The 18,736-nt window shown below is 74.0% G+C and carries 14 protein-coding genes; 9 read left to right on the forward strand and 5 right to left on the reverse strand.

What is annotated here, in order from left to right:
- Positions 1-29 precede the first annotated feature (29 nt).
- Entirely contained in the window at positions 30-431 is a 402-nt protein-coding gene (locus tag ACFWFZ_RS07615) for a cobalamin B12-binding domain-containing protein (RefSeq protein WP_030764263.1), read from the forward strand.
- Positions 432-773: 342 nt separating this feature from the next.
- Here ACFWFZ_RS07615 and ACFWFZ_RS07620 read toward each other — a convergent pair whose 3' ends face one another.
- Together ACFWFZ_RS07620 and ACFWFZ_RS07625 are read right to left on the reverse strand one after the other, a co-directional pair.
- Positions 774-2,354, reverse strand: coding sequence for a DUF5691 domain-containing protein (locus ACFWFZ_RS07620; protein ID WP_387118011.1), 1,581 nt, complete (start codon positions 2,352-2,354; stop codon positions 774-776).
- 430 nt (positions 2,355-2,784) lie between these two features.
- Positions 2,785-4,128 carry an SWIM zinc finger family protein gene (locus ACFWFZ_RS07625; RefSeq protein WP_387118014.1) on the reverse strand — a complete coding sequence of 448 codons (1,344 nt, stop codon included), beginning with the start codon at positions 4,126-4,128 and terminating at the stop codon, positions 2,785-2,787.
- 134 nt (positions 4,129-4,262) lie between these two features.
- Between ACFWFZ_RS07625 and ACFWFZ_RS07630 the strand changes: the two genes are divergently transcribed.
- The 5 genes from ACFWFZ_RS07630 (at position 4,263) to sucD (ending at position 11,404) form a co-directional block, all read left to right on the forward strand.
- Positions 4,263-5,369, forward strand: a complete 1,107-nt coding sequence (locus ACFWFZ_RS07630; RefSeq protein WP_387118017.1) for an AAA family ATPase — start codon at positions 4,263-4,265, stop codon at positions 5,367-5,369.
- The gene (locus tag ACFWFZ_RS07635) at positions 5,366-7,660 is read left to right on the forward strand and encodes a DUF5682 family protein (protein ID WP_387118020.1); all 2,295 of its coding nucleotides are present in this window, start codon (positions 5,366-5,368) and stop codon (positions 7,658-7,660) included. The genes ACFWFZ_RS07630 and ACFWFZ_RS07635 overlap by 4 nt, the downstream gene beginning before the upstream one ends.
- A 159-nt stretch (positions 7,661-7,819) precedes the next feature.
- Positions 7,820-9,013, forward strand: coding sequence for a VWA domain-containing protein (locus ACFWFZ_RS07640; protein WP_387118023.1), 1,194 nt, complete (start codon positions 7,820-7,822; stop codon positions 9,011-9,013).
- A gap of 291 nt (positions 9,014-9,304) precedes the next feature.
- Positions 9,305-10,498, forward strand: coding sequence for an ADP-forming succinate--CoA ligase subunit beta (gene sucC / locus ACFWFZ_RS07645; protein WP_387118026.1), 1,194 nt, complete (start codon positions 9,305-9,307; stop codon positions 10,496-10,498).
- A 21-nt stretch (positions 10,499-10,519) separates the two neighbouring features.
- Positions 10,520-11,404: a succinate--CoA ligase subunit alpha gene (gene sucD, locus ACFWFZ_RS07650; protein WP_387118029.1), complete on the forward strand. Its 885-nt coding sequence runs from the start codon at positions 10,520-10,522 to the stop codon at positions 11,402-11,404.
- A gap of 81 nt (positions 11,405-11,485) precedes the next feature.
- Here sucD and ACFWFZ_RS07655 read toward each other — a convergent pair whose 3' ends face one another.
- A complete protein-coding gene (locus ACFWFZ_RS07655) occupies positions 11,486-12,715 on the reverse strand; it encodes an RNA polymerase sigma factor (protein WP_387118032.1) in 1,230 nt (409 codons plus the stop codon).
- Between the two features lie 119 nt (positions 12,716-12,834).
- On the opposite strand from ACFWFZ_RS07655, the gene ACFWFZ_RS07660 reads away from it, so the two are divergent.
- A complete protein-coding gene (locus tag ACFWFZ_RS07660; protein WP_387118035.1) occupies positions 12,835-14,457 on the forward strand; it encodes a DUF6350 family protein in 1,623 nt (540 codons plus the stop codon).
- Between the two features lie 353 nt (positions 14,458-14,810).
- On the opposite strand, the gene ACFWFZ_RS07665 is transcribed toward ACFWFZ_RS07660, so the two are convergent.
- Positions 14,811-15,395 carry a hypothetical protein gene (locus ACFWFZ_RS07665; protein ID WP_387118038.1) on the reverse strand — a complete coding sequence of 195 codons (585 nt, stop codon included), beginning with the start codon at positions 15,393-15,395 and terminating at the stop codon, positions 14,811-14,813.
- Between the two features lie 243 nt (positions 15,396-15,638).
- Here ACFWFZ_RS07665 and purN point away from each other — a divergent pair, with 243 nt between their 5' ends.
- Together purN and purH are read left to right on the forward strand one after the other, a co-directional pair.
- Positions 15,639-16,262, forward strand: a complete 624-nt coding sequence (purN, locus tag ACFWFZ_RS07670) for a phosphoribosylglycinamide formyltransferase (protein WP_030030336.1) — start codon at positions 15,639-15,641, stop codon at positions 16,260-16,262.
- On the forward strand, positions 16,259-17,854 hold the full coding sequence (gene purH, locus ACFWFZ_RS07675; protein ID WP_387118042.1) for a bifunctional phosphoribosylaminoimidazolecarboxamide formyltransferase/IMP cyclohydrolase: 1,596 nt from the start codon (positions 16,259-16,261) through the stop codon (positions 17,852-17,854). Before purN ends, purH begins: the two co-directional genes overlap by 4 nt.
- 80 nt (positions 17,855-17,934) lie before the next feature.
- On the opposite strand, the gene ACFWFZ_RS07680 is transcribed toward purH, so the two are convergent.
- A complete protein-coding gene (locus tag ACFWFZ_RS07680; RefSeq protein ID WP_387118045.1) occupies positions 17,935-18,606 on the reverse strand; it encodes a hypothetical protein in 672 nt (223 codons plus the stop codon).
- Positions 18,607-18,736: the final 130 nt, after the last annotated feature.

Here is an 18,736-nt window from a genome sequence, read left to right on the forward strand (position 1 = left end):
TAACGTTCGTTCACTCGGGAGGCAGTGCGATGGGTGTGACCGGTCCGATCCGTGTGGTGGTGGCCAAGCCGGGTCTCGACGGCCACGACCGCGGGGCCAAGGTGATCGCGCGGGCGCTGCGTGACGCGGGTATGGAGGTCATCTACACCGGCCTCCACCAGACCCCCGAGCAGATCGTGGACACCGCGATCCAGGAGGACGCCGACGCGATCGGCCTGTCGATCCTCTCGGGCGCCCACAACACGCTCTTCGTGCGTGTGCTGGAACTCCTTAAGGAACGCGACGCGGAGGACATCAAGGTCTTCGGCGGCGGCATCATCCCGGAGGACGACATCGCCCCCCTCAAGGAGAAGGGCGTGGCCGAGATCTTCACCCCGGGCGCGACGACGACCTCCATCGTGGACTGGGTCAACGCCCACGTCCGCCAGTAGCCTCCGGCGGTTCAGCAGCGGTTCAGCAGCGGTTCCGCCGTGCGGGAGCGCGCCCTGCCGGCCCGCCCCGCGCAAGGCAGGCGCGCGGCGACAGCCCGCCGGGGCACCCCCCCGGCGTAGCCGGACGATCCCGCATGTCCGGGCAGTGCCCGGTGGGGCTGCCGCCGCATCCGCCACCCCTCCCGGGCCGCCGCCGGGCAGTCCCGGCCGCGCCAGGGGCGCCTCCCGGCGGTGGCGGCGGGACGTCGAGGCGGGGGCCGGGCGGAGCCCCGGTCTTGCGCGCCCCGCAGGGATCCGGCACGGAGGCCCGGCTCCGGATCTCGGCCGAGCGCCCCGCAGGGATCAGGCCGGGTCCAGCTCCGACAGCATCGCCGCGCGCAGCCGGAGCGTGGCCACCAGCCGCTGGAAGGCCTCCGCCCAGTACGCCGCCGCGCCCGGGGACGCGTCCTGCGGTTCCTCCGCGGCAGCGGTCAGGGCCTCCAGCCGGCCGGCCTCGGCAGGGTCGAGGCAGCGCTCGGCCAGCCCCATCACCCCACTGAAGCTCCACGGGTAGCTGCCCGCGTCGCGGGCGATGTCCAGCGCGTCCACCACTGCCCGGCCCAGCGCGCCGGCCCACGGCACCACGCACACCCCGAGCAGCTGGAAGGCCTCGGAGAGCCCGTGGGCCCGTATGAACTCCGCGACCCACTCCGCCCGTTCCGCGTCGGGCAGGGTCTCCAGCAGTTTGGCCCGCTCCGCGAGAGAGGCCGTGCCGGGACCCGCCGCGGGAGGTGCCGACGCCGGGCCGAGCAGGGCCCGCGACCATTCCGGGTCGCCCTGGCGCACCGCCGCCCGGCACCACGCGGCGTGCAGTTCCTCCGTCCAGCCCTCGGCCGCGGCCACCGGCAGGGCGACGATCTCCGCGGGGCCCAGGCCCCCGAACCGTTCCCGCCAGCACGACAGCGGCGCCGCCTCCACGAGTTGGCCGAGCCACCAGGCGCGCTCCCCGCGTCCGGCGGGCGGCCGCTTGACCACCCCGTCGCGGAGCATCCCCGCATCGCACTCGGCCGGCGGTGTCACCCCCTCCGGGCCCACACAAGCCAGGGCGCGCTCGGCCATGCGTCCCGCCAGCGCCGACTGCGGCAGCGCGGAGAGCAGTTCGGCTGCCGTGGCACGCACATTGCGGCTGCGGTCGCCCAGTGCCGCCTCCAGGAAGGACTCGTCCTCCAGGGACAGCCCCGCCCTCAGCGAATCGAGGAACATCAGCCGGTCCTCGGCCCGTTCGCCCGCCCAGGTCGTCGCCAGCAGCCGCGGCGCGGCCGCCGGCTCGTGGGCCCGTACGGCGCCGAGCAGCGCCACCCGCTCCGCGAACAGCCCCTCCTCCCAAAGCCGTTCCACCGCGGAGCGGTCGGTCACGTCCGGCAGTTCCCCGCCGCCCGCCCCACCGCGCAGGGCGAACCGCCAGTCGGGATTCATCCGCGCCAGCCACAGCCCCCGCGTCCCGGCCAGGGCCAGGGCGTGCGGACGCAGGTCGGTACGGGCCCGGGCGGCGTCCAGCAGCGCCGGTACGAGAGCGTCGGGCGCGCGGTAGCCGTGCCGTCCGGCCGCGGCCAGCCATTGCGGGAGCAGCTCCGTCAGGTCCGGGGCCGACCCGCGCCGCCCGCCGCCGTTCACCGGGCCGCTGCGGCCCGCCAGCAGTTGCGCGAGCCGGTGGCTCGCCGCCTCCGGAGGGGCCGGCCGGGCATCGCGGGGTGCGGGCTCCGGGCGCGGGCGCGCCGCCGCCGGCCGCAACCCGGCCCGGCGGCGGACGGCGTGCACGGCCGCCGCGTCCAGCAGTGCCTCCGGCGAACCGGCCGGGCCCCCGCCCCGGCGCCGGTCGGTGCCCAGCAGCGCGGCACCGACCAGCTCCTGCCACTCCCCGTACCCCTCGTCACCCTCGCCCATCGGTGCCCCTCCCTCGCTGCTCGTCATCGGTTGTGTCCGTCGCCCCGGTCCCGCCCCCTCCGCGGGACCGGGGCTGTCTGTGCCTCGTGCGGCTTCGGTCAACTGGCGTGGTTGTCGTTCATGAAAGCCCCCCGGCTTCTCGTCGTTGCCTCTACGGCGCCCCCGGCGCCGCACCTCTCCAGGCCGTCCTCGTTCGACGGCACAGGACCCCCCAGGCCCCCTGCGGTGTCGTCGTTGCCAGTGCGGTGACCGCCAAGGTTCAGGGGGTCACGGCGCCCGGCACGGCGCCTCGCCGCGTTGTCGGACCACGCCCGTACGTCCGGTACGCGCCGTGGCCCTCCGCCTTGCGACGCTTCCCCTCGGCCCTGTGGGCCCGGGGAGACCCCATGCGCCGGACACCGCGACCCGGCAAACCTCTCCGGCTACGGCACTACGACAGGGCGACCGGCTCGGACGAGCCGGGCTGCCATGCCGTCAGCGGGGTGAACCCGCGGTGGCCGCACTCGCCGAAGACCGTCACCGGGCCCCCGCCCGACAACGCGGCCAGCTGCCACAGCCCTCCGCGGGAGCGACTGCCCGCCCCCGTGAGGGGCACCGGCAGGGCGGAGGTGCCCTCCGCGTCCGCCAGCTGCCAGCCGAGCTCTCCCGGTATCGGAACCACCGGACCGAGCACCACCGGCCAGGACTCCAACCACGGGTCCTCCCGCAGCGCCGCCCCGTAAGCCTCCAGGGCCGCCCGCGTGCTCACCCCGGCCGGAACCTCCCCGCACGGCACGGCCGCCGCGGACCTCTCCCCGAGGTCCGCCCGCAGCCCCGCCGAGCCGGGCCGGAAGCGCATTTCCGCCTCCAACACCAGCCCCACCGGCAGCGCCAGCCCCGGCGGCCGCCCGGGCGGTCCGAAGTCCAGCACCAGCGCGGGCCGTCCCCCCGCCAGCCCGCGCAGCCATGTCCGGCGGGTGGTGAGCCGGCCGTCCGGCGACACCGAGTCGTACTGGGCGAGCACCAGCCAGCGGTCCCGTACGGCCTCCCCCTCCCCGGAGACCGGCAGTCCCACCCGGCTGCGCACGGTCGCCGCCAACTGGTCCGGAAGCCCGGTCACCCCCATCCAGGCCCGGTCCAGCAGGTGCAGCAGCGCCGCCTCCTCCAGCATCCGGGCGGGCCAGCCGGGGCCGCAACTGGGTATCGTCCCCAACTCCCTCACGCGTCCGGCCAGTCCGGGCGCCTGGGCGTCCACCATCCGGGCCGCGGTCTCCTCCCACGCCGCGTACCCCGCGTGCTCCTGGCCCGCGAGCCCGCCGCGCAGCAGGTCGGCCAGCCGCTGTTCCAGCTCGGCCACGCCCGCCCCGACGCGCGCCGCCCGGCGCTCGGCCCGGCGGCGCGCCCCCTCCTCGTCCACCGGCCCGGTCGCCCCGGCCGCCGCCCGCGCGGCCTTGGCCGCACGGTCCGCCAGCCACTGCGCGGCCCAGTCCGGCGCCTCCCCGGGCTCCCCGAACCCCTCGGCGGACCAGAGCAGGAGCAGTCCCAGCGCGTGCTTGCACGGGAACTTCCGGCTCGGACAGGAGCACTTGTAGGCCGGTCCCGCCAGGTCGACGACCGTCCGGTACGGATTGCTCCCGCTGCCCTTGCACAACCCCCATACAGAACCGGAAGCGGAACCTCCGATCTGTGACCACGGCCCCGCCCCGCCGAGTCTGCCACCCGCCTTGCGTGAAGCATCGTCAGGAGCCAGAGCCAGTACCTGTTCCGCCGTCCAGCGGACCCCCTGCTCAGTCATGTGAACCACCGTAGAGACCCCCTCTGACAATCGCTCTGACCTGCAACAACGTGATGAGCGAGGGGCGTTGTCAGTGGCGTGGTGCACCGTGGGAGCAGCAGTCGGGAGCGGCTGCGGAGCATTGGAGGGGGACCATGAGCAAGCCCGAGAACGGCATCGGCGCCGAGGCGCTGCGACCGCACGCCGAAGACGCCTTCGAGCACGAACTGAAAGCCCTGGCGGCCGCCGACGACCGGCCCCGACCGACCCGCTGGAAGCTCTCCCCGTGGGCCGTCGCCACCTACCTGCTCGGCGGCACCCTCGACGACGGCACGGTGATCACACCCAAGTACGTCGGCCCGCGCAGGATCGTCGAGGTCGCGGTCACCACCCTGGCCACCGACCGCGCCCTGCTCCTGCTCGGCGTTCCCGGCACCGCCAAGACCTGGGTGTCCGAACACCTCGCGGCCGCCGTCAGCGGCGACTCCACCCTCCTCGTCCAGGGCACCGCCGGCACCCCGGAAGAGGCCATCCGGTACGGCTGGAACTACGCCCGGCTCCTCGCCCACGGCCCCAGCCGCGAAGCCCTCGTCCCCAGCCCCGTCATGCGGGCCATGGCCGAGGGCATGACCGCCCGCGTCGAGGAGCTCACCCGCATCCCCGCCGACGTCCAGGACACCCTCATCACCGTCCTGTCCGAGAAGACCCTGCCGATACCGGAGCTCGGCGAAGAGGTCCAGGCCGTACGGGGCTTCAACCTCATCGCCACCGCCAACGACCGCGACCGCGGGGTCAACGAGCTCTCCAGCGCGCTGCGCCGACGCTTCAACACCGTCGTCCTGCCGCTGCCCGCCACCGCGGACGCCGAGGTCGACATCGTCGCCCGCCGCGTCGACCAGATGGGCCGCGCCCTCGACCTGCCGGCCGTGCCCGAGGGCCTGGAGGAGATCCGCCGCGTCGTCACCGTCTTCCGCGAGCTGCGCGACGGCGTCACCGGCGACGGCCGGACGAAGGTGAAGTCGCCCAGCGGCACCCTCTCCACCGCCGAGGCCATCTCCGTCGTCACCAACGGCCTGGCCCTGGCGGCCCACTTCGGGGACGGCGTCCTGCGCCCCTCCGACGTGGCCGCGGGGATCCTCGGCGCCGTCGTCCGCGACCCGGCGGCCGACAAGGTCGTCTGGCAGGAGTACCTGGAGGCCGTGGTCCGCGAGCGCGACGGCTGGAAGGACTTCTACCGGGCCTGCCGGGAGGTGACCGTATGAGCACCGCCCGCCAGGGCCCGCTGCTCCTCGGCGTGCGCCACCACGGCCCCGGATCGGCCCGCGCGGTCCGGGCCGCCCTGGACGCGGCCCGCCCCGCGGCCGTGCTGATCGAGGGGCCGCCCGAGGGCGACGCCCTGCTCGAACTGGCCGTCGACCCCGGCATGCGGCCGCCCGTGGCGCTGCTCGCGCACGCCGCGGACGACCCCGGCCGGGCCGCGTTCTGGCCGCTCGCCGACTTCTCCCCGGAGTGGGTCGCGATCCGCTGGGCACAGCAGGCCGGCGTACCGGTCCGGTTCATGGACCTGCCCGCCGCCCACTCGCTGGCCGGTGTCGGTGAGCCGGAGGCGGACCCGGACCGCGCCGAGCCCGACGCGGTCCGGCTGGATCCGCTCGCGGTGCTCGCCGAGACCGCCGGGTACGACGACCCCGAGCGCTGGTGGGAGGACGTGGTCGAGCACCGGGGAACCGGCGGCGCGGGCGAGGAGGCGCTCGGCGCCTTCGAGGCGCTCGGGGAGGCCATGGCAGCCCTGCGCGAGACGTACGGCGACGGCGGCCACCACCGCGACCTGGTCCGCGAGGCGTACATGCGGCAGCGGATGCGGGCCGCCCGCCGTGAGTTCGGCGACGGGTACGCCGTGGTGTGCGGGGCCTGGCACGTCCCGGCACTGCGGGCGAAGACCACCGTGGCCGCCGACAAGGCGCTGCTGACCGGGCTGCCGAAGGTCAAGGTGGAGACCACCTGGGTGCCGTGGACCCACCGCCGGCTCGCCCGGGCCGGCGGGTACGGAGCCGGGATCACCTCGCCCGGCTGGTACGCCCATCTCTTCTCGGCCCGGGACCGGCCCGTCGAGCGGTGGCTGACCAAGGTCGCCGGCCTGCTGCGCGAGGAGGACCGGCAGGTGTCCTCGGCGCACGTCATCGAAGCGGTCCGGCTCGCCGAGACCCTCGCCGCCATGCGGGGACGGCCCCTGCCCGGCCTGACGGAGACCCTGGAATCGGTCCGGGCGGTGATGTGCGACGGCTCCGACATACCGCTCGCGCTCATCGAGGACCGCCTCGTCGTCGGCGACGTGCTCGGCGAGGTCCCGGACGGGGCGCCCGTCGTCCCGCTCCAGCGGGACCTGACACGGCAGCAGCGCTCCCTGCGCCTCAAGGCGGAGGCGCAGGAACGCGCGCTGGAACTCGACCTGCGCAAGGACACCGACACGGCGAAGTCCCTGCTGCTGCACCGGCTGCGGCTGCTCGGCGTCGGCTGGGGCACCCCGGCGGCCTCCCGGAGCAGCACCGGAACCTTCCGGGAGACCTGGCGGCTGCGCTGGGAGCCGGAACTGTCCGTACGGGTGGCCGAGGCCGGCATCTGGGGCACCACCGTCCTCGCCGCGGCCACCGCCAAGGCCGAGGCGGACGCCGCCTGCGCCGAGGAGCTGGGCGAGGTGACGGCCCTGGCCGAGAGGTGCCTGCTCGCCGGACTGTCCGAGGCGCTGCCGGCCGTACTGCGGGCTCTCGCGGACCGCGCCGCGCTCGACACCGACGTGGCCCGGCTCGCGAAGGCCCTGCCGGCGCTGGCCCGTTCACTGCGGTACGGGGACGTACGGGGCACCGACGCGACGGCGCTCGGCGCGGTCGCGGCAGGGCTCGCCGAGCGGATATGCGTCGCGCTCCCGCCGGCCTGCGCGGCCGGTCTGGACGCCGACGCGGCGGCGGAGCTGGGCGGCCTCGTGGACGGCGTGCACGGAGCGGTCGGCCTGCTGGCGGACGCCGGCGACGGGCTGCGGGAGCGCTGGTCCGCGGTGCTGGGGACACTGGCGGACCGGGACACCGTGCCGGGCGTCATCCGCGGCAGGGCGACCCGGCTCCTCCTCGACGACGGGCGGCTGGAGGCCGGGGAGACGGCCCGGCTGATGGGGCTCGCACTGTCCCCGGCGGCCTCGCCCGCCGACGCGGCGGGCTGGATCGAGGGCTTCGCGGGCGGGAGTTCGGGCGGCGGCACCCTGCTCGTCCACGACGACAGGCTGCTGGGCCTGATGGACACCTGGCTGGTGGGGGTGCCGGAGCGTGCCTTCACCGACGTGCTGCCGCTGCTGAGGCGGACGTTCGGGGCGTACGAGCCCGGGGTCAGGCGGAGCCTGGGTGAGCTGGTCCGGCGCGGACCTGGTCGCCCGGCGGCGGCGCGGTCGACGGGCGACGCCCCCGAGGGCTTCGCCCCCGAGCTGGACGCGGAGCGGGCGGACGCGGTGACGGAGCTGGTCCGGATGCTGCTCGCGTCTGCCGACGGGGTCGCGGCGGCCTGAGCGGCCATTGCCCGTGCCGAGGGTGTGGCGCCGTTGCGGGGGCTCTGCCCCCGGCCCCCGCGCCTCAATCGCCGGCGGGGCCGGGTGTGGCGGGGCCGAATCGAAGAGCGACGAGTACGACGAGTGCAGGGGGACGGACGAGTGCAGGGGGACGGACGGATGAGCGGTACGGACATGAGCGCGGCGGGGCAGGACACGGAGGGCCGCGCCGGAGACGAGCGGCTGCGGCGGTGGCGGATGGTGCTCGGCGGGCCAGACGCGGACGGGACCGGGCACGCGCTGACCGGGCGGGACGCGGCGATGGACGCCGCGCTCGGCGCGCTCTACGGCGGGGGCGGCGAAGGGGGGGCGCGCAGGGCCTCGGGGGCGGCGCGCTCGGCCGGCCTCGGCGGCTCCGCGCCGAACGTGGCCCGCTGGCTCGGGGACATCCGGACGTACTTCCCCAGCTCGGTGGTCCAGGTGATGCAGCGCGACGCGATCGAACGGCTCGGGCTGTCCGCCCTGCTGCTGGAGCCGGAGATGCTGGAGGCCGTCGAACCGGACGTCCACCTCGTCGGCACCCTGCTCTCCCTGAACAAGGCGATGCCCGAGACGACGAAGGAGACGGCGCGGGCCGTGGTCCGCAAGGTGGTCGAGCAGCTGGAGAAGCGGCTCGCGACCCGCACCCGGGCCACCCTCACCGGAGCGCTCGACCGCTCCGCCCGCATCAGCCGCCCCCGCCACCGCGACATCGACTGGGACCGCACGATCCGGGCCAACCTGAAGAACTACCTGCCCGAGTACGGAACGGTCGTCCCCGAGCGGCTGATCGGATACGGCCGGGCGGCGCAGTCGGTGAAGAAGGAAGTGATCCTCTGCATCGACCAGTCGGGTTCGATGGCGGCTTCCGTCGTCTACGCCTCCGTCTTCGGCGCCGTCCTCGCCTCCATGCGCTCGATCGCCACCCGCCTGGTCGTATTCGACACCGCCGTCGTCGACTTGACCGACCAGCTCGACGACCCGGTCGACGTCCTCTTCGGGACCCAGCTGGGCGGCGGCACGGACATCAACCGCGCCCTGGCCTACTGCCAGTCGAAGATCACCCGGCCCGCCGACACGGTCGTCGTCCTCATCAGTGATCTCTACGAAGGCGGCATACGCAACGAGATGCTCGGGCGCGTCGCCGCCATGAAGGGGGCGGGCGTCGAGTTCGTGACCCTGCTGGCGCTGTCCGACGAGGGGGCCCCGGCCTACGACCGCGAGCACGCCGCGGCCCTCGCCGCGCTCGGCGCGCCGGCCTTCGCCTGCACCCCCGACCTGTTTCCGGAGGTGATGGCCGCGGCGCTGGAGAAGAGGCCCCTGCCGGCCCCCTGACGATCCTCCGACACGCCCGTCCCGGCGCCCCGTGTGAATCGGCCGATCGCACGAATTTCCAGTTCAACCGTGAGGTGTTCTGTGACAGGTATCACCGCTCAGGTGTGATCTGCGATTTAGGGACGCACGCCCCACGGGGATAACCTGCCGGACGGACATGCCGCGTCCACGGTCACCGTGTGCGCCTTCCTTGTGACAGCGCCGTCACGTTGCCCTCCGCGGCACGCCCACGCAGATAGCAGACAACCGCGAATCACTGCGAATCTTTAAAAAGACAAGGGACGGACGCGCGTGGACCTGTTCGAGTACCAGGCGAGGGACCTCTTCGCCAAGCACGGTGTACCGGTGCTGGCCGGTGAAGTCATCGACACGCCTGAGGCGGCTCGCGAGGCCACCGAGCGGCTGGGCGGCAAGTCGGTCGTCAAGGCGCAGGTGAAGGTCGGCGGCCGCGGCAAGGCCGGCGGCGTGAAGCTGGCCGCCACCCCGGACGAGGCCGTCGCCCGCGCGACGGACATCCTGGGCATGGACATCAAGGGCCACACGGTCCACAAGGTGATGATCGCGGAGACCGCTCCCGAGATCGTCGAGGAGTACTACGTCTCGTACCTCCTCGACCGCACCAACCGCACCTTCCTGGCCATGGCCTCGGTCGCGGGCGGCATGGACATCGAGCAGGTCGCCGAGGAGACCCCGGAGAAGCTCGCCAAGGTCCCGGTGAACGCCAACGAGGGCGTGACCATCGAGAAGGCCCGCGAGATCGTCGCGCTGGCGCAGTTCCCGGCCGAGGTCGCCGAGAAGGTCGCCGAGGTCCTCGTGACCCTGTGGGACACCTTCATCGCGGAGGACGCCCTCCTCGTCGAGGTCAATCCGCTCGCGAAGGTCGCCTCCGGCGAGGTCATCGCCCTTGACGGCAAGGTTTCGCTCGACGAGAACGCCGAGTTCCGCCAGCCGGGTCACGAGGAGTTCGTGGACCACGCGGCCGCGAACCCGCTTGAGGCCGCCGCCAAGGCGAAGAACCTCAACTACGTCAAGCTCGACGGTGAGGTCGGCATCATCGGCAACGGCGCGGGTCTCGTCATGAGCACCCTGGACGTCGTCGCCTACGCCGGCGAGGCGTACAAGTCCGAGAACGGCGGCGGCGTCAAGCCCGCCAACTTCCTGGACATCGGCGGTGGCGCCTCCGCCGCCGTCATGGCCAACGGTCTCGAGATCATCCTCGGGGACCCGGACGTCAAGTCCGTCTTCGTCAACGTCTTCGGTGGCATCACCGCGTGCGACGAGGTCGCCAACGGCATCGTCCAGGCGCTGGCCCTGCTGGAGGAGAAGGGCGAGGCGGTCACCAAGCCGCTGGTCGTCCGTCTCGACGGCAACAACGCCGAGCTGGGTCGCAAGATCCTCTCGGACGCCAACCACCCGCTGGTGCAGCGCGTGGACACCATGGACGGCGCGGCCGACAAGGCCGCCGAGCTCGCGGCTGCGAAGTAAGGGCAGAGGTCACAGACTCACATGGCTATCTTCCTCAACAAGGACAGCAAGGTCATCGTCCAGGGCATGACCGGTGCCACGGGCATGAAGCACACCAAGCTGATGCTGGCTGACGGCACCAACATCGTCGGCGGCGTGAACCCGCGCAAGGCCGGCACCACCGTCGACTTCGACGGCACCGAGGTCCCGGTCTTCGGTTCCGTCGCCGAGGCGATGGAGAAGACGGGCGCCAACGTCTCCGTCCTCTTCGTCCCGCCGGCCTTCGCCAAGGCCGCCGTCGTCGAGGCCATCGACGCCGAGATCCCGCTGGCCGTCGTCATCACCGAGGGCATCGCGGTGCACGACTCCGCCGCCTTCTGGGCGTACGCGACCGCCAAGGGCAACAAGACCCGCATCATCGGCCCGAACTGCCCGGGTCTGATCACCCCCGGCCAGTCCAACGCCGGCATCATCCCGGGCGACATCACCAAGCCCGGCAAGATCGGTCTGGTGTCGAAGTCCGGCACGCTGACCTACCAGATGATGTACGAGCTGCGTGACATCGGCTTCACCTCCGCCGTCGGCATCGGTGGCGACCCGGTCATCGGCACCACGCACATCGACGCCCTGGAGGCCTTCGAGGCCGACCCGGAGACCGAGCTGATCGTCATGATCGGCGAGATCGGCGGCGACGCCGAGGAGCGTGCGGCGGCCTTCATCGCATCGAGCGTCACCAAGCCGGTCGTCGGCTACGTCGCGGGCTTCACCGCCCCCGAGGGCAAGACCATGGGCCACGCCGGCGCCATCGTCTCCGGCTCCTCCGGCACCGCGCAGGCCAAGAAGGAGGCCCTTGAGGCCGCCGGCGTCAAGGTCGGCAAGACGCCGACCGAGACCGCGCAGCTGGCCCGCGAGATCCTGAACGGCTGATCTCCGGCTCCTTCCGCACAGACGGGCGTGGCCCGCACCCCTTCCTCGGGGTGCGGGCCACGCCCGTTCGCGTACGTCGTCTCAGTCGAGCCTCGGGGCGACGCGCGCCGGACCCGCCTGCGGGTCCGCGCGGAGCTTGTCGTGGAGGTGCCTGCTCCGTTCGGTGAGCTGCTGCGGGCCGCTGAGCGGCGGTACACCGGACACGCTCCCGCCGGGTGCGAGCGGGGGGTCGTACCGGGTGGGGGCGGTCGCCGCCGTGTAGGCGGTGGCGGCCGCGATCATCGCGGTCAGCCCCAGGGTGGCCCGGGTCCACTGCCGGGTGCGCCGCTCACCGCCGCCGCGGACCTCCGCCGCCGGGCGCGGGTCGAGGGAGAACGGCGGCCGCAGGGCGGCGAGCCGCTCGCGCAGCGCAGCGGACTGCTTCTCGACCGGTACGTCGGCCAGTTCGGGCACCCGCGCGGCGAGGTCGGCGTGCGCGTTGAGGATGCGGTGGCCGGTGGCGGGGGTGGTGGCCTCCGTCTCGGCGGCGGTGTCGGGCAGGTCGAGGCCGACGCCGTCGTAGAGCAGGACGGTGCGACGGTGGATCCTGGGCAGGGCGAGCAGCGCGTCGAGCAGGATCCGGTCGGCGGGATCGGCCGGGGGCCGGTCGGGCCGGCGGTGGGAGCGCCGGAACCGGTGCCAGGGGGAGAGCGCGTAGTCGTACACGATCGTGCGCACCCAGCCCACCGGGTCCGGGTCGGTGGCCACCTCGGGCCACTGGTCCCAGGCGCGGGTGAAGGCCCGGTCCACCGCCTCCAGGGAGAGCGCGCGGCAGCCGGTGAGCAGGTAGGCCTGCCGGGCGAGGGCGGGCGCGGCCAGGTCGTGGAGCGTGTCGAAGGCCTCGGCCGGATCGACGACGGGACGTACGCCGGGCCGGGTGGCCGGCCGCCCGGCGGGCCCGGCGGCGGTGGTGTCGGCGCTCCCGCCGGCGTCGGCGGGCCCGTCGGGAGCCTCCGCAACGCCCTCGGCCCCGGCCCCGGGCCCGACCGCCACCAGGAGCGGGTCCGCCGGGTCCGCCGGGTCCGCCGGGTCGGGCCGGCCCGGCGGACCGGTCGCGTCCGCGGCCCCGGCCAGTTCGGGGAGCCGGGCCAGGAAGCCCGCGTACGCGTCGCGCTTGCGGCCGCGCGGGGTGGTGCGCCCGCACTCCCAGGAGCGGACCGTCGCCGCGGCGACGCCGACCGCCGCCGCGACCTCATCGAGTGTCAGTTCCGCAGCTTCGCGCAGTCTTCGGCGCTCGTTCGGGGCGGGCAGGCCCTCGACGTTTCGTGTCATGCCGCACTCCCCGCGAACCGGCAGCCCTGAGCGAAAAAGTACATAAACGTATATTGGGCGACACCACGGACATTCGCCTGTTACCCGCCCATAGCGCGTGTCGTTGGCACCATGGCGGGGTGACCCAAGTGACCGAACGCGGGACCCGGTTGCCGGCGGCCCCGCGAGCCGGTGTGCGGCGGCGTTCGCCGGCCGCCGCCGCATGCGTGGTGGGCGGTGCCGTTGCGGCCGGACTCGGGCTCGGCTTCCTCGCCGTGCTCGTCATCGTCCTGTGGATCAGTTCCCCCTATCCGGACAGCGGCCCGGGCGGGGCCCTGCACCTCGCCGCCGGGCTGTGGCTGCTCGCCCACGGGACCGAGCTGGTGCGGTACGAGACGCTTTCCGGTGTCCCGGCACCCGTCGGTGTGACGCCTCTGCTCCTCGTCGCGCTGCCCGTCCTGCTCATGCGCCGGGCCGCCCGGCTGGGCGGCGCCGGCGACGAGGGCGACGAGGAGGTGCTGCCCGCGACGGCGGTGTTCTCGGCCGTGCTGTGCGGATACCTCGCAGTCGGGGCTCTCGCCACGGTGTACGCCACCGGGGGCCCGATGCCGGCCGACCCGATCAGCGCCGCCTGGCACGTTCCGCTGGTCGCCGTGCTGGCCGCGGCCGGTGGCGTGTGGGGGGCCAAGGGGCGCCCGCTCGGACCGCTGCCGAACTGGCTGCCGAGGGGCGTACGGAGGGGGTTCATGCGCCCTCGGTACGCGCTGGCGCTGCGGGCGGGCGCGGGTGGGGCCCTGGTACTCCTGGGCGGCGGAGCGCTGCTCGTCGGCGCCTCGCTCGCCTGGCACGGGGCGCAGGTGCAGGCCTCGTTCCTGTCGTTGACCGGGGTGTGGTCGGGCCGGTTCGCGGTCCTGCTGCTCGCGCTCGCGCTGATCCCGAACGCCATGGTCTGGGGAGCGGCCTACGCACTCGGCCCCGGGTTCGCCCTCGGCGTCGGCGTGACGGCCACCCCGCTCGGCTCCGCGGGCGCGCCCGCGCTGCCCCGGTTCCCGCTGCTGGAGGCACTCCCGCCCGCGGGCCCGGGCACCCCGCTGACCTGGGCGGCCGTCGGGGTGCCGGTGGTCGCGGGGCTGGCGGTGGGCTGGTTCGCGGTACGCCGGGCGCGGGAGGTCTCGTACGGGGAGACGGCGCTGACGGCGGCCCTCGGCGCGGTGGTGTGCGGCCTGACGATGGCCGGGCTCGCGGCGGCCTCGGCGGGGCCGCTGGGCTCGCGGCGGCTGGCCGAGTTCGGGCCGGTGTGGTGGGCCACGGGTGCGGCGGCCCTCGCGTGGACGCTGGTGCTGGCCGTGCCGGTGGCGGTGGGGGTGCATGCGTGGCGCTACCGCCCGGCGGCCGGTCCGGGGGCGGGGGGCGCGGATGCGGATGTCCCGGTGGGCGGCGGGTGGCACGACAGCGGGGTGCGGGAGCTTCGGTGGGAGCTGATGCGGAAGGCGTCGGGGACGCTGGTGCCGGAGATGGTGCCCGAGCCGGTGGCTCCGCCGGTTCCGCCGGTTCCGCCGGTTCCGCCGGTGTCGCCGGTGCCGCCGGTTTCGGGCGCTTCGGCGCCGGCGCCTTCTCCTGCCCGGCGGGCCGTGACCGTGGTGGCGGGGCTGGATCTGGGGCCGGCCCCGGTTGCCCCGACCGTTCCGCCCGGCCTGCCGGTTCCGCCCGTTCCTCCGGTGGTCGGGGTGCGGGTGCTGGCTCGGCGGAAGCCGTCCGTGTAGCCGTGCCGGTGCGGTGCCGGGTGCGGTGCAGGGTGCGGCGCCGTTGCGGGGGCGCTGCCCCCGCACCCCCGCGCCTCAAACGCCGGCGGGGCTGGAAGGGTGCGGCGGGGCCGGAGGGTGCGGCGGGGCTGGAAGGGTGCGGCGGGGCTGGAGGGTGCGGCGGGGCTGGAAGGGTGCGGCGGGGTCGGGGTGGGGCGAGGGTGGGCGTGGGGCGCCGGGGATGGGGTGGGCGTCGGCCGTTGGAGGGGGCTTAGGGTCTGTATCGAGTTGCCCCGCGGCGTCGTGACGCCCGGCACGCCGAGGGCACGCACCGAACGCCGTTCCTTGCTCCGCGGGGCAACTCGATACAGACCCTAGCGGGGGACCTTCAGGACCTCGCCGATGACGTTGTCCGGGAGGAGGGTGTTGCACTGGAATTCCGCCGACTTGGTGAGGGCGTCGTCGCGGCACACGTAGAAGTCCTTGTACGCGAGCTGCAGTGCGTACGAGCTCATCGCCAGCAGGATCGCCAGTGAGGCGGTGACCAGTCCGCTCACCGCCGCCGTGCGCTGGGGGCGGGCCGCCGGGCCGAGGGCGTCCAGGCCCGTCGGGGCACCCGGCTCGCCGACGGCCGCCGCCGGCTTGCCGCGCAGCGCGCTGATCCCCCAGTACAGGGCGAGCGCGCCCAGCAGCAGGCCGACCGAGGGGATCCCGAAGATCCCGAAGAAGAAGCCCCACATGCCCGCCAGCAGCGCGTACCGGGCGCGGCGCTGGATCGGGTCGGTGGGGTCCCAGCGCGCCGGACCCCGCTGCCCGCCCGAGTCCCCGGGGCCGGTCCCGTCGCCGTTCCCGCCGTCACCGCCGCTGCGCGGCTGCCACGGCTGGTCGGGCCGGCCTTCCGGCGGGGCCGCGAAGGGGTTGTCGTCGGTGGGGGAGTCGGGCTGACGGCGGTCCGGCATCGGGTGTGTTACTTCCCCTGTGTCGTGGACGTCGCGAGGACATCGAGGCGAGGCAGGCCAGTTTGCGGCTTGTAGGCCAGACGCTACCGCCCGCCCGTCCCCCCGTCCCTCGGGGGCCGTCCGGTGTGCCGGTATCGTTGCAGGCGGTCGGCGGCTTCGTATGGTTCCCCGTATATCGGTACCCCGAAGATTCGTATGACCACACGAAGACGAACACCGCAATTCCGCGAGAAAGGGCCTCCCATGGCCGCCTCCCGCCTGGTCGTGCTGGTCTCAGGGTCCGGCACCAACCTCCAGGCCCTGCTCGACGCCATCGACGCCCACCCCGGCGGATCCGAGGGCTTCGGCGCCGAAGTCGTCGCCGTGGGAGCCGACCGCGCGAACATCGCCGGCCTGGAGCGGGCGGAGAAGGCCGGGATCCCCACCTTCGTCTGCCCGGTGAAGGACTACGCAAGCCGCGTCGAGTGGGACGCCGCCCTCACCGAGGCGACCGACGCGTACGCACCCGACCTCGTCGTGTCGGCCGGTTTCATGAAGATCGTGGGCAAGGAGTTCATCGACCGCTTCGGCGGCCGGTTCGTCAACACCCACCCCGCCCTCCTCCCCGCCTTCCCCGGAGCCCACGGCGTACGGGACGCGCTCGCCTACGGCGCGAAGGTCACCGGCTGCACGGTCCACTTCGTCGACAGCGGCGTGGACACCGGTCCGATCATCGCCCAGGGTGTGGTCGAGGTCCGGGACGAGGACGACGAAGCCGCTCTGCATGAGCGCATCAAGGAAGTCGAGCGAAAGCTGCTCGTCGATGTCGTGGGGCGCCTGGCCCGGCACGGCTACCGCATTGAGGGACGAAAGGTAACAATCCAGTGACCGCCGCAGACACCGCAGCGAGCAACGACCCGACCACGACCCGGCGGCCGATCCGGCGTGCTCTCATCAGCGTCTACGACAAGACGGGACTGGAAGAGCTGGCCCGCGGCCTGCACGCGGCGGGCGTCGCGCTCGTCTCCACCGGCTCCACCGCCTCGAAGATCGCCGCTGCCGGGGTGCCCGTCACCAAGGTGGAGGAGCTGACCGGCTTCCCCGAGTGCCTGGACGGCCGGGTCAAGACCCTGCACCCGCGCGTGCACGCCGGCATCCTCGCCGACCTGCGCCTGGAGGACCACCGCAACCAGCTCGCCGAGCTGGGCGTCGAGCCCTTCGACCTCGTCGTCGTCAACCTGTACCCGTTCCAGGCCACCGTCCGGTCGGGTGCCACTCCCGACGAGTGCGTCGAGCAGATCGACATCGGCGGGCCCTCGATGGTCCGCGCCGCCGCCAAGAACCACCCGTCGGTCTCCGTGGTCACCAGCCCCGCGCGCTACGCCGACGTCATCGCCGCGGCCCAGGGCGGCGGCTTCGACCTCACCGCCCGCAAGCGGCTGGCGGCCGAGGCCTTCCAGCACACCGCCGCCTACGACGTGGCCGTCGCCTCCTGGTTCACGAACGCGTACGCCCCGGAGGGCGAGGAGGGCGCGCTGCCCGAGTTCCTCGCCGGCGCCTGGGAGCGCAAGTCCACCCTGCGCTACGGCGAGAACCCGCACCAGGCCGCCGCCCTCTACACGGACGGGCAGCCGGGCGGGCTCGCCAACGCCGAGCAGCTGCACGGCAAGGAGATGTCCTTCAACAACTACGTGGACACCGAGGCCGCGCGTCGCGCCGCCTACGACCACGAAGAGCCGTGCGTCGCGATCATCAAGCACGCCAACCCGTGCGGCATCGCCGTCGGCGATGACGTCGCCGCCGCCCACCGCAAGGCGCACGCCTGCGACCCGCTGTCGGCGTTCGGCGGCGTCATCGCCGTCAACCGTCCGGTGACCGTCGAGCTCGCCGAGCAGGTCGCGGAGATCTTCACCGAGGTCATCGCCGCCCCCGGCTACGAGGACGGGGCGGTCGAGATCCTGGCCAGGAAGAAGAACATCCGCGTCCTGAAGGTCGACGGGACCCCGCACCAGCCGGGTGACCTCAAGCCCATCAGCGGCGGTGCGCTGCTCCAGCAGAGCGACCTCTTCCAGGCCGAGGGCGACGACCCGGCCAACTGGACCCTGGCCACCGGTGACGCCCTGTCCCCGGCCGAGCTCGCCGAGCTGGCCTTCGCGTGGCGGGCCTGCCGGGCCGTCAAGTCGAACGCGATCCTGCTCGCCAAGGACGGCGCCTCGGTCGGCGTCGGCATGGGCCAGGTCAACCGGGTCGACTCGGCGAAGCTCGCCGTCGAGCGGGCCGGCGCCGAGCGCGCGCAGGGCTCGTACGCCGCGTCCGACGCCTTCTTCCCCTTCCCGGACGGGCTGGAGATCCTGACGGCCGCCGGCATCAAGGCCGTGGTCCAGCCCGGTGGTTCGGTCCGTGACGAGCAGGTCGTCGAGGCCGCGCGGAAGGCCGGCGTGACGATGTACTTCACCGGCACCCGGCACTTCTTCCACTGAGTCCCGCTCCCCCCGACACGGCGAAGGCCGCGACCCGCACTGCGGGTCGCGGCCTTCGCCGTGTGCGGACGGCAGCCGGTTCAGTACTGCGGGCGCCGGAAGTAGTCGCCCGCCTTGGCGAGGCCCACGACGATCCAGATGCCGAGTCCGGTCATGAGGCCGTTGAGCAGCAGGGCGAGGATCATGCCGCCGACCGGCGTGCCGCTGCCGCCCATCGCGACCAGGTTGACGAGCAGGCCCAGGCCGCTGAAGAGGGCGAGCAGCGAGCCGTAGACGATGCCGGAGACGCGGACCCCGCCACGGCCCTTGCCGAGCTTGGCGGCCGTGAGGATGGCCCACAGCGAGAAGGCCAGGCCCACCGCCACGATGACGAAGATGACGGCACCGCCGACGGCGGCGGCCTCGTCCGCGCTGCTGCCGTACGAGTCGCCGGAGCCGGAGAAGGCGGCGGCGAACAGGGCGCCGCCCACCAGCGCGAGCAGCGTGCCGAGCACCTGGAGGCCGCCGAGGACGAAGAGGATGACGCGGGCCGCCTTCACACCGCCGGGCATCTCCATGTGGGGGCCCGGGTAGCCGCCCGGACCTCCCGGGTAGCCGGCGGGGCCGCCGGGGTAGGCCTGCGGGGCCTGCTGCGGGTAGGCGTAGCCGCCCTGCGGCGGGATGCCCTGCGGGGCCTGCTGCGGGTAGCCGTAACCGGGCTGGCCCTGCGCCGGCTGCTGTCCGTACGGATTGTGCGGGTCGCCGAAACTCATCTGGGGTGTTCCTCCGTGGAAATGCGGGGACGCACGGCAATGAGCGCGGAGGAATCCTGCACGGTGCGGTCCGCCCCCCGGCACTGCCCGCGGTACTCAGTCGTTTTCATCGTCGTCGGACCGGCGAGTC

The sequence above is a fragment of the Streptomyces sp. NPDC060232 genome (genome assembly GCF_042726555.1).
Classification (GTDB): domain Bacteria; phylum Actinomycetota; class Actinomycetes; order Streptomycetales; family Streptomycetaceae; genus Streptomyces.